The organism is Blautia faecis (genome assembly GCF_027662325.1).
In the GTDB taxonomy this organism is placed as follows: Bacteria; Bacillota; Clostridia; order Lachnospirales; family Lachnospiraceae; genus Blautia_A; species Blautia_A faecis.
On record NZ_JAQDKY010000035.1, the window covers coordinates 1 to 15,993 of the forward strand.

The 15,993-nt window shown below is 41.1% G+C and carries 13 protein-coding genes and 2 pseudogenes; 3 read left to right on the top strand and 12 right to left on the bottom strand.

Going from position 1 to position 15,993, the window contains the following annotated elements; translation table 11 throughout:
* Positions 1–230 precede the first annotated feature (230 nt).
* Entirely contained in the window at positions 231–1,184 is a 954-nt protein-coding gene (locus PGQ38_RS14685; RefSeq protein WP_204454346.1) for an alpha/beta fold hydrolase, read from the top strand.
* Positions 1,185–1,324: 140 nt separating this feature from the next.
* On the opposite strand, the gene PGQ38_RS21025 is transcribed toward PGQ38_RS14685, so the two are convergent.
* The 6 genes and pseudogenes from PGQ38_RS21025 to PGQ38_RS14705 all read right to left on the bottom strand — a co-directional run bounded on the left by PGQ38_RS21025 (position 1,325) and on the right by PGQ38_RS14705 (position 8,312).
* Positions 1,325–1,633 carry a DUF6783 domain-containing protein gene (locus PGQ38_RS21025; protein WP_334304077.1) on the bottom strand — a complete coding sequence of 103 codons (309 nt, stop codon included), beginning with the start codon at positions 1,631–1,633 and terminating at the stop codon, positions 1,325–1,327.
* 588 nt (positions 1,634–2,221) lie between these two features.
* A pseudogene (locus tag PGQ38_RS20830) lies at positions 2,222–2,444 on the bottom strand (DUF6783 domain-containing protein).
* Positions 2,445–2,603: 159 nt separating this feature from the next.
* Positions 2,604–4,727: a DUF4340 domain-containing protein gene (locus PGQ38_RS14690; RefSeq protein WP_204454348.1), complete on the bottom strand. Its 2,124-nt coding sequence runs from the start codon at positions 4,725–4,727 to the stop codon at positions 2,604–2,606.
* The gene (locus tag PGQ38_RS14695) at positions 4,727–6,265 is read right to left on the bottom strand and encodes a GldG family protein (RefSeq protein WP_204454350.1); all 1,539 of its coding nucleotides are present in this window, start codon (positions 6,263–6,265) and stop codon (positions 4,727–4,729) included. Before PGQ38_RS14695 ends, PGQ38_RS14690 begins: the two co-directional genes overlap by 1 nt.
* Before the next feature lie 13 nt (positions 6,266–6,278).
* Positions 6,279–7,142, bottom strand: a complete 864-nt coding sequence (locus PGQ38_RS14700; RefSeq protein ID WP_173736363.1) for an ABC-2 transporter permease — start codon at positions 7,140–7,142, stop codon at positions 6,279–6,281.
* A 3-nt stretch (positions 7,143–7,145) separates the two neighbouring features.
* Positions 7,146–8,312 carry an ABC transporter ATP-binding protein gene (locus PGQ38_RS14705; RefSeq protein WP_173716649.1) on the bottom strand — a complete coding sequence of 389 codons (1,167 nt, stop codon included), beginning with the start codon at positions 8,310–8,312 and terminating at the stop codon, positions 7,146–7,148.
* 130 nt (positions 8,313–8,442) lie between these two features.
* Between PGQ38_RS14705 and PGQ38_RS20835 the strand changes: the two genes are divergently transcribed.
* The gene (locus PGQ38_RS20835) at positions 8,443–8,709 is read left to right on the top strand and encodes a DUF6783 domain-containing protein (RefSeq protein ID WP_368361759.1); all 267 of its coding nucleotides are present in this window, start codon (positions 8,443–8,445) and stop codon (positions 8,707–8,709) included.
* 109 nt (positions 8,710–8,818) lie between these two features.
* Here the strand turns inward: PGQ38_RS20835 and rsmG are convergent, their stop codons facing one another.
* Both rsmG and PGQ38_RS20115 read right to left on the bottom strand, forming a co-directional pair.
* Positions 8,819–9,553 (bottom strand): 16S rRNA (guanine(527)-N(7))-methyltransferase RsmG, encoded by a 735-nt coding sequence (rsmG, locus tag PGQ38_RS14710; protein WP_195992773.1) that lies wholly within the window; start codon positions 9,551–9,553, stop codon positions 8,819–8,821.
* A gap of 182 nt (positions 9,554–9,735) precedes the next feature.
* Positions 9,736–9,879 carry a DUF6783 domain-containing protein gene (locus PGQ38_RS20115; protein ID WP_306797078.1) on the bottom strand — a complete coding sequence of 48 codons (144 nt, stop codon included), beginning with the start codon at positions 9,877–9,879 and terminating at the stop codon, positions 9,736–9,738.
* Between PGQ38_RS20115 and PGQ38_RS20120 the strand changes: the two are divergent.
* Positions 9,817–10,020, top strand: a pseudogene (locus PGQ38_RS20120) (DUF6783 domain-containing protein); the annotation flags it as partial. The gene PGQ38_RS20115 and the pseudogene PGQ38_RS20120 overlap by 63 nt on opposite strands.
* On the opposite strand, the gene mnmG reads toward PGQ38_RS20120, so the two are convergent.
* From mnmG to yidC, 4 genes are all read right to left on the bottom strand, one after another.
* Entirely contained in the window at positions 9,958–11,844 is a 1,887-nt protein-coding gene (mnmG, locus tag PGQ38_RS14715; protein ID WP_187565408.1) for a tRNA uridine-5-carboxymethylaminomethyl(34) synthesis enzyme MnmG, read from the bottom strand. The pseudogene PGQ38_RS20120 and the gene mnmG sit on opposite strands and share 63 nt — an antisense overlap.
* A 52-nt stretch (positions 11,845–11,896) precedes the next feature.
* Positions 11,897–13,270, bottom strand: coding sequence for a tRNA uridine-5-carboxymethylaminomethyl(34) synthesis GTPase MnmE (gene mnmE / locus PGQ38_RS14720; protein ID WP_173770017.1), 1,374 nt, complete (start codon positions 13,268–13,270; stop codon positions 11,897–11,899).
* Between the two features lie 403 nt (positions 13,271–13,673).
* A complete protein-coding gene (gene jag, locus PGQ38_RS14725; RefSeq protein WP_118580817.1) occupies positions 13,674–14,651 on the bottom strand; it encodes an RNA-binding cell elongation regulator Jag/EloR in 978 nt (325 codons plus the stop codon).
* Positions 14,652–14,679: 28 nt separating this feature from the next.
* On the bottom strand, positions 14,680–15,966 hold the full coding sequence (yidC, locus tag PGQ38_RS14730; RefSeq protein WP_118580883.1) for a membrane protein insertase YidC: 1,287 nt from the start codon (positions 15,964–15,966) through the stop codon (positions 14,680–14,682).
* Positions 15,967–15,993: the final 27 nt, after the last annotated feature.

Below are 15,993 nucleotides of genomic sequence, written 5' to 3' on the forward strand. Positions count from 1 at the left end.
CATCGGAGCGTTGCGCCGGCGAGAGAGTAATACACATTGTCCAAATTCGTCCCTCCTAAAGAACTTTATGCGAATTCTTGTTTTCTGCGTATCGCAAAGCGTGTTGCTGTTCACATAATAAACAGCAACCCAATATTCTGTCAATTCCTATTTATACGTCAAAAAACATTGTAAAATCAACCTCTTTGGCGTATAATATACATACAAACCCAAAGGAGGTCCTCTATAAAATGAAAGACACTAAACATAAAATTCTGACTCTGGCTGCATTGACTACGATTGCCGCTGGCGTCATCCATCTCACCAATAGAGTAATTGTTGCCTCTTCCCAGTTAAAAGAAATGCTTGATTTTTCCAATCACAACTATTATAATTGGCGATTCGGAAAAATTTATTATACCAAGAAGGGAAAAGGTTCTCCACTTCTTCTTATTCATGATACAATGCCTGGAGCCAGTGGATACGAATGGTCTCGTGTTGAGGATCAGCTCGCTCAGGAACACACCGTATATACCCTCGATCTATTAGGTTGCGGACGTTCGGAAAAGGCTGGAATTACATATACAAATTTTCTTTTCGTACAAATCATCTGCGATTTTATAAAAAATGTAATTAAAGAGAAAACCGACATCATTGCAAGTGGTTTCTCATGTTCATTTGTTACTACTGCCGCTGCTTACGATAAAGAAAGCATTAATAAAATCATGTTTATTAATCCGGTAAGCATGATTTCTCTTGCCCAAACTACCACAAAAAAGGATAAATTATTCAAATTTTTTATCGAACTGCCTATATTTGGAACCTTTATCTACCATATAATTGTTTCACGTGAAACAATTAATGATTTCTTCCTTGATAATCTTTATTATAATCCATTCCATGTAGATAAAGATGTCCTGGATGCATATTATGAAGCTGCGCACAAAGGTGGTTATTATGCAAAATGCCTATACTCCAGCCAAAGTGCTAAATATATGAATATCAACATTCGCCATGCTGTAGAATCAATTGATAATAGTATTTATATCGTAGAGGGCGAAGACGAACCAAATGGTGCCGCAATTGTAGAAGCTTATCAGAAAGTAAATCCAGCAATTGAGTCAGCAACTATTTCATGTTCCAAGCATTTTCCACATATTGAGAATGCAGAAGCGTTTCTTGAGCAGGTTGGTGCATTCTTCTAAAAATAAAATTATAGATATGTCTTCAAAGCAGAATAAAAACTTCGAAATTGTACAATATAATTTCGAAGTTTTTTGCTTTTGTAATGATAATTTATTATACTTTATACTTTTCCTGTTCTTTCTATATTTCCAGAGCATATTTAAAAAGCTTTCTGCAAGATGTACGTCACAATTTGTGGGGCTTTGACCAGGATGATGTTGCCGTAGCGAACTATGTCAGTCAAATTCAGAAAAAATATACTGCAAAGTAGGGTATACGGATCGCGAAAATGATTTTTTTGATGCATTCCAAAACGTGTTTGAAAAGGGCTTTCTGCAAGATGTACGCCACAATTTGTGGGTGAGCTAGCCAGAATGAAGGTGCTGTAGCGTACTAACAACACCCAACTACAGGTAAAATATACTGCAAAGTGGGGTGTGCAGATCGCGAAATGATTTTTAAAATATATCTCAGAGCTCTTTTCGTATTATTTTGTTATTTTTTCAATTATGCGTTGTTCTATTTTATCTTTATACAATCTTTTTGTTTTAATCAGAATTGTTTAAAAGTATATTTCCGCATGACAATATATTTTTTAGAGGATTTTTACGGTTTCATTTGCTTGTTTTGTTATTTATAGTACATTAAATAGGTCTTTGTTGTGTCGTTATGTTGTCAAGTGTCATTTTTTGGACTTTATTGCGTATTTTAATGGGTTTTTATTTTATAAATGTTATTATTACATTTTATATTTACCGTAATATTGTAGAAAGCAAAAGCAAAGTTTCTATTTTCGGGCTTTTCATACAGGCAACTAATGTAAAACCATATGAGTAAAAGTCAAAGATTTTAAAAATTTATTTTCCAAAAATAATGTATATAGAAATTTAAACAGATAAAATAGCCAACGCTAATTACATATTTCATACCGTTTGAAATGTCAGCGGACCAGAGCGTGTTTGAAAAAGGCATTCTGCAAAATATACTGTAAAATTGGGCACGCAGATTTCAGGAATGCTTTTTCAAGTACTCTCTCACACATTATTTTTTGAACTAACTATACCACCCACCTCCTGTGGATCCGCTCGCACAAATAAACCTTAGAGCCTGTTTTAAAAAAGCTTTCTGCAAGATGTGTGTCACAATTTGTGGTATATTTCGCCCGAATTCGGGTGAAATATACCGCAAAGTGGGGCGTGCAGATTGCGGGACTGCTTTTTCAAACACGTTCTAGCGTAGCCCGCCACGCGTTTTTTCATCCCTCCCTCAATTCCACGCATCCTGCTTGATTAGTATAGTTACTCATAAAACAATATACACGCATATTCATATTCGGTAGAATTTTTATGCAGCAGGCAATTCAACAGTTTTTCAAGCAATAAAAAAGATCCTTGTCCTGTTCTTTTCACAGGCAAAGATCTTTTTAGCATATTTTTTAGCTACTCTTCAACATCCTCTGAAGTCTCTGTCGTTTCTGTTTCAGCATTATCTGTAGAGGCATTTGTTTCAGGATCTGCTGTCTCAGCGCTTTCGTTTTTCTCTTTTTCACCAGTTACAGATTCAAATGCCTGAAACAGTTCTTTCACTGTCATTTTATTTACCAGATATACTTTTTTGTTTATAACAGCGGCATAGTAATTTGTATCATAGGAATAATACTTCACTTCCATTTCATTGCCATCTATATCTGTAAATTTCACAGTCATTTCCGGATCTGCATTGGACTTAAATTCATCAGTCAGACGTTTCTGCGCTGTCATGTTGATCAGCTTATTGTAGAACGTTGTAAATGTTGTGCTGTCCAGATCTTTTCCATTTAGTGTATAAGATAAGGTTACACTAGTTGAACTTGTGGTGCTTGCAGTAGAAGAACTGTCATCTGTATTTTCAGTATCTTCGCCGGTCAAATCACCTGATGAAGTGTTATCATCAGCAGCATTTCCCTCTACTTCGTTGCCGTCGGCAACATCACTGCTGGTACTATCTGTTGTATCTTCATCTTCCGTCTCATTATCCGATGTTTCTACGTTTTCATCCTCAGATGTTTCACGTGAAACATTTACGATATAATCTTCTCCTCCGTAGTTCACATCCAGAGTATCCAGATTATTTGCAGACAAATAGCTTACTGTCAAATCCCAGAAATCAGCATTTGTTTTTCCAAGGAAAGTATCAAGAGAATCCTCGGATATTGTATAAATTTCGTTGCTATCATTTACCCGAACATATCTTCCACCATCTGAAGATTGATCTCCAACCTGAATTACAAGTTCTCTGTCAACCATTTCAGTTTCCGGTTCTGAATCTTCTTCTGCATCTTCAGAACTTTCTGCGGATTCAGTATCTGCTGTTTCCACCCCAGCCTCGTCATCTGATTCAGTTACATCTGTATCTTCTGCTTCGACGTTGTCATCTGCTGTTTCATCTGTATTCTCATTTTCTACAGCTTCTGAATCTTCTGTGTCTGCCACATCCACATCTTCATCTAAGCTTTCGTTTCCATCTGTCTCAGAATCCGCATCTTCATCTGAGCTTTCGTTTCCATCTGTCTCAGAATCCGCATCTTCATCCAAGCTTTCGCTTCCATCTGTTTCAGAATCCGCATTTTCATCCAAGCTTTCGCTTCCATCTGTTTCAGAATCCGCATTTTCATCCGCCTGGTTCTCATCCCCAGATGCCTCTGAGACCTCCTCATCGCCATTTTCAGCCTCGTTTTCATCATCAGTGGACTCTTTCTCAACTTCTTCCTGATAATCCACTGTAATCTCTGCATACGGCTTATCTAATCCGTACTGAGAGAGCTCATCTTCTGCGCAGTTATAATTTACATAACTTGCATAAGCCACACTGGATAATGTACTGGCTAAGGAAGCTGCCTTCGCGGAATCTGCTTTCTCAGTCTCTCCATCACCAGTAATATTCCAGAAATTATTTTCATCTTTCTCTACAACATAGGAAGAATCTTTTCCATCTACAGAAATTTTGCTGACCGTAGAGGAATCCACAGTTGGGAAAACGCCGCTTTTTGCAAAGTCGTACAAAGTTCCCTCAAAAGAAGAAAACGTGGAATTGCTTACTACATAAACTGTAGAAGAATCCTTGTTCAAGTCAATGTATTCCTGACTTGTGGAATCATTCTCCATTCCAAGCTGGATTACTGTCGTTCCCCCATCTTCTGTGGTAACCGTGATCGTGTTATCCGGCTGATCCAGTTCATATTCTGATGCATCCTCCACATTTTCCAGTGTTCTTTCCGCTTTTATAGAATTCAGGGAGCTGACTAGTGTATCGATTTTATCCTGATCTACCGGGAAACCAGTTTCATCACTTTTCACCCAGGAATCTCCATCTTTTTCAAAGGTAACTTCTTTTTTATCAATTACAAATTTTATTGATTTCACATCAGCAGACGCTATGGAAATAATTTCCGGATTTTCTTCCTCCGCACTTTCAGTATCCGCGGCCTCCTGCTTGGCTACGTAGGTTTTTACGCCTACGTATGCGCCGCTGAGGACAACTAAAACGCCCACTGCTGTAATAAGATTTACTGATTTTTTCTTCATCAGGCTTTTCTCCTCTTTAACCAAATCATAAATCCAATCAACAGGAATGCTCCAGGAATCAGACCAATGGTACAGATTTTCCAGAAGCTTGCATCATATGCTGTCAAAGTCAGATAAGATACTTCCAGACTCTTTGATGGGATAGAAACTGTTGTACTGTCTTCTGTGTCTACCAGAGAACTTAAAGAAGCCATCACAAGTTTCTCATTTCCACCGGAAACCATCTGATTGATCTGGCTCTGCAGCAGGTTTGATGTGGAATAATAAATAATTTGAGTCTCTTTATCATCATCTACAGTCTCTGTAATGCTGACACCCAGGTCAAATGGGCCATCCACATCACCGTCTTCCTTTTCAAGAGAACCGCTGTTCAAATCTGTCTTTGAATATGCGCTGTCGGAAGTTGTAAGAAGGCTTTCAATATTCACAGTGTCTCTCACATCATCAGATTTCTGGATTCCCTGCGCATACGGCATCAGAATGTAATATCCGGAAGAAGCCACATCAGATGTAATATCTGTGCTGTTTACAGTTGGAACCAGGTAGTACGGCATCTGAGCGGCATAATGCTGTGCATTTCCTTCAAATACCAGGCCATCTACTCTGCTTACGCCGTAGTTTTCCAGCACTGCATCAAAGTTTTCCATTTTTTCTCCTGTGTAATCGGAGAAAATCATTGCTTTTCCACCATTTTCCAGATAATCGATCAATGCAGTCTTCTCATCCTCTGAGATATCTGTTGTAGGAGAATCAATCAGCAGACAGCTGGCATCCTCTGGAACGCTTCCCTCTGTAAGCAGATTCAGGGATTTGATTTCCATGTTTGCTTTCTCAATATCTTCCTTGATCGTAGAATCAAGCTCCTGCTCTCCATGTCCCTCTAATGTATACAATACCGGCAGGTTTTCACTGGTTACATATGCGATGGCACTTGTGATCTGACCTTCGCCGTCGAAGCCTGTTGTCTGATAACTGTATGTGTTGTAATCCATTGTAGATTCGTAAATATTGTTATAATTTACAACCTTATTTCTGTCTCCGCATACAACAATTAAGCTATTAGAGGAAAGGTTGTCACTGGTGTATTCACTGACAAATTTAGGATTGACCACTGGATCTTTCTGTTCCACCTTAATATGATCAGATTCATCTGCATATCTTTGAAGCAGATTACTGATAGTCTCATCCTCACTTCCGCTCTGGGCGATCTGATATATGGTTACATCCTTGTCCAGATCTTTCAGCATCGCTTTTGTCTCATCACCGATGGTGTAAAGTTTCTCGGAGCTGATATCCAGCTGCGTATACTTTGAAGGAAGATTTCCTACAATCATATTTATAACAATAATGATAGCAACGAAAACAACAATCATAACAGAACTGTAGCTTCCATTTTTCAAGTACTTTTTATTAATACTGTCTTTAAATTTTCGTTTTTCTTTTTTGTTATTATTGTTATTATTTTCGACGTTTTCGATATTAATTACGTTTTTATCGTTATTGTCAATATTGTTATCATTTTTCTTCTTAAAAAACATTTTCCCCACCTCCTTAATTCCAACGTCTCTTCAAAATTGTCTGCATGGTAAGGAATATACAAATGGCAATGACAGACAGGAAATAAAGAACTCCAGTCACATCAAAAATACTGTTTGTAAAGTTTTCAAAGTGTGAACTTAAGTTAAACACTTCAAGAACCTTCTGGATTCCTCCTTCAAACACGCTGGATTTTACAACGTAAACGATTACCAGTGCCACTTCTCCAATCACGCAGACAGCACCTGAGATCACTGCATTTTTAATCATACTGTAGATCATAAGGCTAAGCGCTATGATCAAAATGCCAAATGTCACACATGTAGACATTGCCGTCTCTGAGAAAAAGGAAGAAATTCCATTCATCATATAAAAAGCAAATAAAAATACAAAGGTAAGAACTGCTGCAATTACCTGGCTCTCAGTGATTGCTGAGAAAAATACGCCGATCGCAATGTTTGCACTTCCCAGAAGGAAAAATCCAAGGAGTGCTGTGTACGCAGAGCCAAATGCAACGGTTCCGAACTTTGACATGATCAGCGGATAGGTTGCCAGAACTGCAATAGGGATTGCATAAATAGTCACAAGTGCAAGATATTTTCCCATTACGATGCCGGATACAGATACTGGAGAAGTAAGCAGAAGCTGGTCTGTTTTCTGCTTTCTTTCCTCAGCAAGTACACGCATGGTCAGGATCGGCACTGCAATCAGAAACACAAAGGTCATGGCATTTAAAGTATATTCAAATTTCGGATAAGCAGCTGAAAGCTGGTACGCTGAAAAGTAAATACCTGCGATCAGCAACACAAAAAACATAAACAGGTAGCCGACCATGGAGGTCAGGTAGCTTTTCAGCTCTCTTTTATAAATAGCAAGCATGGTTTACTCTTCCCCCTTTTCTTCCTCAGATGCGGCAAAACTATCCTGTTTATCACCAGACAGTCCATTATCTGACACATCATTGGATACTTCGCCCGATTCATCAAACTCTTTTTCTTCAAGTCCATTATCAGGGACAGTATCTTCGTTTTTCTCATTCAAATACTTCTTAGCATCTGCTGCCGTCTTAAAGAAAGATTTTCCGGATTTTTTTCCTGACGCATCTTTATCTTTTTTCTCGCTCTCTGTAAGTTCAAGGAAGATCTCCTCCAGAGAAACTTTCTTAGACTGCATTTCAAGGATCGGACAGCTGGCATTTACCATACTGTAGAACACTTTTTCACGCACATCCATATTCTCTTCTGTTCCCACTGTAATGGCGTATACGCCTTCCTCCGGGCTTTTCTTTACCGTAACCTCTTTTACCCCTTCTACGGCCTCCAGAGCGGCTCTGATAGTGTCTTTCTGACCTTTTACAAGCAGATTCAGGTTGTTTGAGCCTGCTGCCAGTTTTCCCAGATTCTCAGGGGTATCGCTGGCTACCAGTTTTCCATGGGAAATGATCAGCACGTAGTCGCAAACGGCGCTGACTTCGGACAAAATATGGGAGCTAAGGATAACGGTGTGTTTCTGTTTCAGGCCTTTGATCAGATCGCGGATTTCGTTGATCTGTTTTGGGTCAAGACCGACAGTCGGCTCATCCAGAATAATAACCTCCGGGTAACCAAGCACAGCCTGCGCAATACCAACCCTCTGTCTGTAACCTTTAGAAAGGTTCTTGATCAGACGATTTTTCATGTCAGTAATCTTTACCATGTCCATGATTTCTTCGATCATAGTGGCTTTTTTATCTTTAGGAATTTTCTTCAGATCTGCTACGAATTTCAGATATTCCAGAACGGTCATATCAAAATAAAGGGGCGGCATTTCGGGTAGATATCCGATGCATTTTTTTGCCTCCTCAGGTTCTTCCAGAATATCATGACCGTCTATGACTACTGTTCCCTCGGTAGATGCAATATAGCCGGTTATCATATTCATGGTTGTGGATTTTCCGGCGCCGTTGGGGCCCAGGAAACCATAAATCTTGCCTTTCTCTATTTCAAAAGAAAGGTGGTCTACAGCGGTGTGATCGCCGTAGCGTTTTACCAGATTTTTTACTTCAATCAAGTTTCTTACCTCCTTCAAGTTGCAGATGCATGGCTTATCCCATGCATCTATCTATGATTATTTTATGTGCAACCTGTGAGGAAATTTAGATAATTATGTGAGAAATATGTGATTATTTTGTGTTAGAAATGTGTCCCAAAATAAAATACATTCCGCAAAGTGGGGCGTGCAGATTGCGGGAATGATTTTTCAAACACGCTCTAAGGCACGGGGATGTGGAATAGAAAAAATCAAAGACAGTTGCGAGGAAGCTGGAAATCCTATGCCAGAATATACGATTAAGTGTGAGGATATTATGGTTATGTTTAAGAGCTTGGTTAGTAGCTTGGTTAATCACACTAACCAAGCTACTAACCAAACTATTCCCAATGAAGACAATTCCTTTGAAAGTGATTGAGACAGAACCTATGTTATCTCAGAAAAAATCGCCGATATTATCGGAGAGAAATATAGTACGGATTTCTTCCTCTTTCAGGACTAAAGTTATCTTAATATTAACACATATTCTACGCCAGCGGCTCCTTCGCCGGCAAGCCAGCCTTCCTGGGGTACTTCTTGGCGGTCGGTTTCATCTTCTTGATCACCACAAAAGAACGATCCATATCCGTGTCCATAAGTGGAAATTTCACTACATCCTGAACTTTTCCACCAAGGATTTTCACAGCATTTTCTGCCTGCGCAAGCTCTTCATCAATCTTGCCGGATTTATAAGAAATAAAGCTGCCTCCTTCTTTTACGAAGGGGATACAATACTCGGAAAGGGTGCTTAGATTGGCTACTGCGCGGGAGACACAGAAGTCGTATTTTTCTCTGTGTTCCTTCTGTTTCGCATAGTCTTCAGCTCTTCCGTGGATGGCTGTTACGTCTTTTAATCCAAGCATTTCGATTACTTCATTAAGGAAATTCACCCTTTTATTCAAAGAATCCAGAAGGGTAATTTTAAGCTCTGGAAAAGCTATTTTCAGCGGAATTCCAGGGAAACCAGCGCCGGTTCCGATGTCGATCACGGACTTTCCCGTCAGCTTTTTCTGGTCAAAACTGCCAACTTTTACGATAGATAAACTGTCAAGAAAATGCTTTAAAATTACCTCTTTGTACTCGGTAATTGCAGTTAAATTCATTACCTTATTTTTCTCTACAAGGTACTCATAATAAGTGATAAACTGCTTCTTCTGCTCCTGGGGCAGAGCAATTCCAAGCTCTTCAAGTCCTTTCTCAAAGAGGGTTAAATCATATTCCATAAACTTCTCCTTATACCTCAAACTACTTATTTTTTTACTTTCCAGTTGCTAATACACAGCGTTTTTGCAAGTAATATTCTTTAGCAGGTCATTTCAGGTGCGTTTTTAACGAAGGTGAAATCCACTGGTCAGATCGACTTAGACGAGAGGTCTCTCCCAAGCGTCTTAGTCGTAGTTACCAGTTATTTCACCGTAGAGCGTGTTTGAAAAATCATTTCCGCAATCTGCACGCCCCACTTTGCGGGAGATTTTGCCCGAATTCGGTTGCCGTAGCCCGCTACGGCGCCCTTATCCGAACAAAATCTCCCACAAATTGTGACACACATCTTGCAGAAAGCCTTTTTCAAACACGCTCTAGTGCCCAACCGACCTGCGTGGAATATTACTTGCAGAAACGCGTCCGTTTAGTGACGCTCCTTCCCATACTGCTCCATATAAACCAGCAGCACCGAAATATCCGCCGGTGAAACACCGGAAATTCGGGATGCCTGTCCAATGGAAACAGGTCTGTAAAGTTCCAGTTTCTGCCGTGCCTCAATACGCAGGCTCTTTACTTTCTCATAGTCCAGATCCTCTGGAATTTTCTTGGCTTCCAGCTTCTTAAATTGCTCTACCTGCTTCATCTGGCGGCGGATATAGCCGTCGTATTTAATATTAATGTTTACCTGCTCCTGCACATCCCAGGCAAGTTCAGGGCGGTTCTTATCAATAGGAGCCACCTCTGCATAGGAAAGCTCCGGTCTGCGGATCAGCTCTGCAAGACTGATTCCTGACTTAAGTGGTGTGCTTCCTTTGCTTTCCAGAAGGCTCTGAACTGCCTCTGTCATACCCACATTTGTATTCTCCACACGCTGGATTTCTTCCGCTATCAAGCGTTCTTTTTCCACTACTTTTGCATAGGTTTCGTCATCTACAAGACCTACCTCCCAGCCCTTTTTACGAAGTCTCAGATCCGCATTATCCTGACGGAGAAGTAGACGGTACTCGGCACGGCTGGTCATCATACGGTATGGCTCATGGTTCTCTTTTGTAACCAGATCATCAATGAGAACACCGATATAAGCCTCAGAACGATCCAGGATCAGCTGCTCTTTTCCCAGCACTTCCATGGCTGCATTGATACCAGCGATCAGTCCCTGGGCTGCTGCCTCCTCGTAACCTGAACTTCCATTAAACTGTCCGCCACTGAAAAGACCTTTAATTTTCTTAAACTCCAGCGTTGGATAAAGCTGTCTTGGGTTAATACAATCGTACTCAATAGCATAAGCATTCTTCACAATTTTTGCATGCTCAAGGCCTGGTACGCTGTGGTACATTTCCTCCTGCACATCTTCCGGCAAAGAGCTGGACATACCGCCAATGTACATCTCATTTGTGTACATTCCCTCTGGCTCAATAAACACCTGATGTCTTTTTTTATCTGCAAAACGAACTACTTTATCCTCAATAGAAGGGCAATAACGCGGACCAGTTCCTTCGATCATACCAGAGTACAGTGGGGAACGATCCAGGTTTGCACGGATGATATCATGGGTAGCCTCATTGGTATAAGTCAGCCAGCAGGATTTCTGCTCGATCTGCACATCCTCCGGATCTGTGGAAAAAGAAAATGGCACTACTCTCTCATCCCCAAACTGCTCTTCCATCTTGCTGTAGTCGATGGTATTTCCTGCAATTCGGGCAGGTGTTCCAGTCTTGAAACGGAACATTTCAATTCCCAATTCTTTCAGAGAATCAGTCAGATAATTGGCTGCCTGCAGTCCATTTGGACCTGTATAATTGCTTACATCACCGTAAATACAGCGTGCTTTCAGATAAGTTCCAGTACACAAAACTACCGCCTTACAATGGTAGACAGCGCCGGAATACGTCTTCACACCTGTGATCTTGCCATCCTCTACCAGAAGCTTGGTAACCTCTCCCTGGCGGATGGTCAGGTTCTCCTGATTCTCCAACGTCTTTCTCATTTCATTACTGTAAGCCTGCTTATCAGCCTGAGCACGAAGGGAATGCACTGCCGGACCCTTGGAACAGTTCAGCATCTTAGACTGAATAAAAGTCTTGTCAATATTTTTTCCCATCTCTCCACCAAGAGCATCCAACTCACGGACCAGATGTCCCTTTGAACTACCGCCTACATTTGGGTTACAAGGCATCAGCGCAATACTCTCTGCGCTTACCGTAAACATGATCGTACTCAATCCCAGTCTCGCCCCAGCCAACGCTGCCTCACAGCCAGCATGTCCGGCACCGACCACTACTATGTCATAATTCTCCTCTAAATGTTTCATTTTTATCTCCTCTATAACACACTCATTCATATATTATCGCGTCCCTCTACCACTACTTACCCATACAAAACTTACTAAATATCTCATTCACCAGATCTTCCCCAACTTCTTCCCCGGTAATTTTCCCCAAGCTTCCATAAGCAGCCATCAGATCAATGGAAAAGAAGTCTTCCGGCATGCCATCCTCAATACTCTGTTTTACCATTGCAAGGCTGTCTGCTGCCTCTTCCAATGCCTCTTTGTGACGGGCATTTGTAATATAAACCTCATCGTTAAAGGAGATTTTCCCGCTGAAAAACATACTCTTAATGGTATCCGCCAGCTGGGCAATTCCAGTCTCCTCTTTCGCAGAAATCGGAATGAGAGGATGGTTGATTTTCTCCTTTAATGCCTCCATACTCACAGCCGAAGCAAGATCTGTTTTATTGTACAGTACAATTGCTTTTCTGTCTTTCAGCATTTCAATGATTTCTTCATCATTTTCATCAAGCGGTGTAGAGCTGTCTACTACGTATAACACCAGATCTGCACCCTTTGCAACCTCCCGTGCCCTGGAAACACCGATTTTCTCCACCACATCCTCTGTCTCGCGAATGCCTGCCGTATCCACAATTTTCAGCGTAATTCCATGAAGGGTAATATACTCCTCCAGAATATCTCTTGTAGTACCCTCAATATCCGTTACAATGGCCTTATTTTCCCCTACAAGAAGGTTTAACAGGGAGGACTTACCTGCATTTGGCTTACCCACGATAACCGTCTCAATTCCTTCCCGGATGATCTTGCCATCTGTGGAAGTTTTCAACAACTCTTCAATGGATTTCTGCTCTTTTTCCACAATTCCATGTAATTTCTGTGGATATCCCTCCAGACTGATGTGCTCCGGATCATCCAGAGCAGACTCGATAAAAGCAATCTCGTAGATCAGGTCGCTTCGAATCTCCTTGATGGTCTTCTGTACAGAGCCTTTCAGCTGACTCATGGAGCTTTTCAACGCATATTCATTCTTCGCCTGGATCACATCCATAACTGCCTCTGCCTGGGAAAGATCCAGCCTGCCATTTAAGAAGGCTCTCTTGGTAAACTCTCCGGGACCAGCAATCTTGGCGCCGTTTTTCAAAACCGTTTCCAGAACCCGGTTCATGGCATAGACACCGCCGTGACAGTCAATCTCCACGGTATCTTCTCCTGTGAACGTTTTGGGGGCGCGCATAACCATGACCAGAACTTCATCCACCGCTTCTTCTCCATCATAAATATAACCATAATGAATGGTGTGGGTGGGCACTTCTTTAATTTTCTTTTTCCCGCCCTTGGAACGGTAAATGCGGGATATAACGTCCATGGCTTCCGGGCCGCTGATTCGGATGATTCCGATTCCCGAAGCACTCACAGCAGTAGATATCGCTGCAATCGTTGTATTCATGTGATTTCCTCCATGTGAATTACAATCCAAATTATAAACTTAACACATCTTATGATACCAGTGTCAAAAGGTCAAAAATCCGTTCGTGCTTGCACGATAAGGCGTTTGAACCTGGGACACGCCAAATATGAGAAAGCAGCGATTTACGTAGTAAATCAGCGGATTTCGAATATTTGGAGGATTGTGGGAACAGCGTAGCTGGATCGCAATCCTGGGTATCAAATGAGTGGCAAAAGACTTTTTGACACTCCTATCATCTTATTTTATTATACAAAAAAAGTTACCCCAGGGAAAGATATTAAAACAAAAGCATAACGCTTCAGTTCTTCCATCTTTCACCTGGAATAACCTCTTATTCATTCTGCAAATCTTTTATAACACATTCAGATGTTTTATGCAAGATTTACCATCTTTTTAATTTTACAACCACATGACGATACGGCTCTTCGCCCTCGCTGACAGTCTCTACATACTTATTGCCCTGAAGTGCTGAGTGAATGATTCTTCTCTCATATGGGTTCATCGGCTCAAGTACAACTGGCTTTCTGGTTTTCTTAACCTTGTAGGCAATTCCTCTTGCAAGATTCTCCAGAGTCTCTTTACGACGTCTGCGGTAATCTTCTGTATCGAGCTTTACTCTGATATAGTTTGCTTTGCCCTTATTTACAACAAGGCTTGTAAGATACTGAAGGGAGTCAAGGGTCTGTCCTCTCTTACCGATGAGAATTCCCATATCCTCTCCTTCAAAAGCAACTTCCAGACAACCGTCATTTGTGTTGTATTTGGAAGTGATCTCCACTTCACCAAGATTCATAGATGCAAATACGTCGCGAAGGAAAACAATTGCTCTCTCTTCCACTTCTTTGATCTCTGCCGGATCTGTGATGATCTCAACAGGTTTGGACTGTTTCGGCTTCTCTTCTCTTGGCTCTTTCGGCATTTTTTCTTTTGCCGGTTTTTCTTTTACAGGACGCTCCTTAAAAGGTTTCTCCTTCGGCTGGCGCGGCTGTTTTTCTTTTGGCTCTTTAAAAGGCTTTGGCTCTTTCGCCTCTTTTACAGGTGCTTTTTCTTTCACCGGTTCACTCTTTGGTGCCGGTTTCTCAGCTTTTACAAAAGGTTTGGCAGGCTTTCTATTCTGCTCTTCCTTAATCGCATCCACTTTAACAGTATCAACGATTTCCTGTATCTCATCCTCTTCAGAAACTGTATTGATCTTGCGTGCTTTAATGATTGCCGGTTTGCTTCCGATGCCAAAAAATCCGGAACTACCTTCAGAAACCACTTCAATTTCCAGCTGATCACTGGAAACACCTAATTCGATGCACGCCTTGGTGATTGCTTCATTTTTCGTTTTTGCTGAAAACTGGATAAACTCCTCCATCTATGAAACCCTCCGTTCCCGACAACAATTACTTCTTCTTGTTTCTCTCGTCAAAATCCCTGACCATATTTGCTTTTGCTGTAATACTTCCAGGTTTTGCATTTCTTGCATTCTGGTAGGATTCCTCTACTTTTCTGGCTCTCTCTTCTGCGTTTGTGTTACTGGAACCTTTATCAATCTTGGTATTGATATTCTTAGTAGACTGGTTTGCCTGATTAGTGATCTTCTGCGGCGGAAGTCCTTCTTTCGTACGCTGTTTCTCCATCTTCTTCATGTTCTCGTTTACCAGATCATTGATATCCATCTTATCAAGATGACGATTGATAAACCACTGCTGAACACTTCTTACAACCGCACTTGCAATCCAGTAAATACCAAGACCTACCGGGAATGTGAAACAGAATACTGCTGACATAAGCGGCATAACCGTATTCATAGTCTTCATGGAAGCCTGCATCGTATCAACAGCTCCTTCAGCAGATGAAGTAGCCTGTGGCATAAGCTTATAGTTCAGTACCTGAGTCGCCCATGCAAGAATAGGAATCAGAAGTGCAGCGATTGCCAGTGCAATAGATGCTCCCTCAAAAGCAGCCTTAATGTAGTTCAGAGGCTGATCTGCAATGTTTAATCCACAGAAATTCTGCATTTTGGAAATTTCTGCAGACGTGGTGTTAATGGTATCTGCAAATCCCTTAAACTGATCCATTGATGCAAGATCTTTCCACTGAGATGGAGATAATGCATAAAGGAAATCGATGACAGAATTACTGGTCGCTTTTCCGTTATCCAGCGCCAGCTGTACACGAGTCATCTTATTGTCTGTGATAAAGCTCTGGATCAGGTCTGTGTAGCCACTTACGCTTGTGATCTGATCAACAAGGCCTGTGAAAACATTCTTTACACTGCCAACATAACCAGGAATTTTGTAAATAACCTGCCATAATGCCATCAGGACAGGAAACTGGATCAACAGCTGCACACAGCTGCCGGTAGGTGAAACACCGTATTTCTGATATACAAGCTGAGTTTCTTCCTGCATTTTCTGCACGGACGCCTGGTCTTTTTTATCTTTGTATTTCTTCTGTATCTTCTGAAGCTCAGGCTGCATAACAGAGCTTAACTTAGAAAACTTCTGCTGTTTAACCTGCAATGGTGTCATCAGTGCATAAATAATAATACTGAAGATAATGATACAAAGACCCAGGTTCTGAATACCCACCAGATCAAGAACTCTGTAAATCCCGTCCATGATCCAGCCCATAATAGAAGCAACCTGTCCAATAATCGGGACACTGCTCTTCGTTAATAAAATCATATCCAAGTTTGTTTCCTCCTAGGCTTT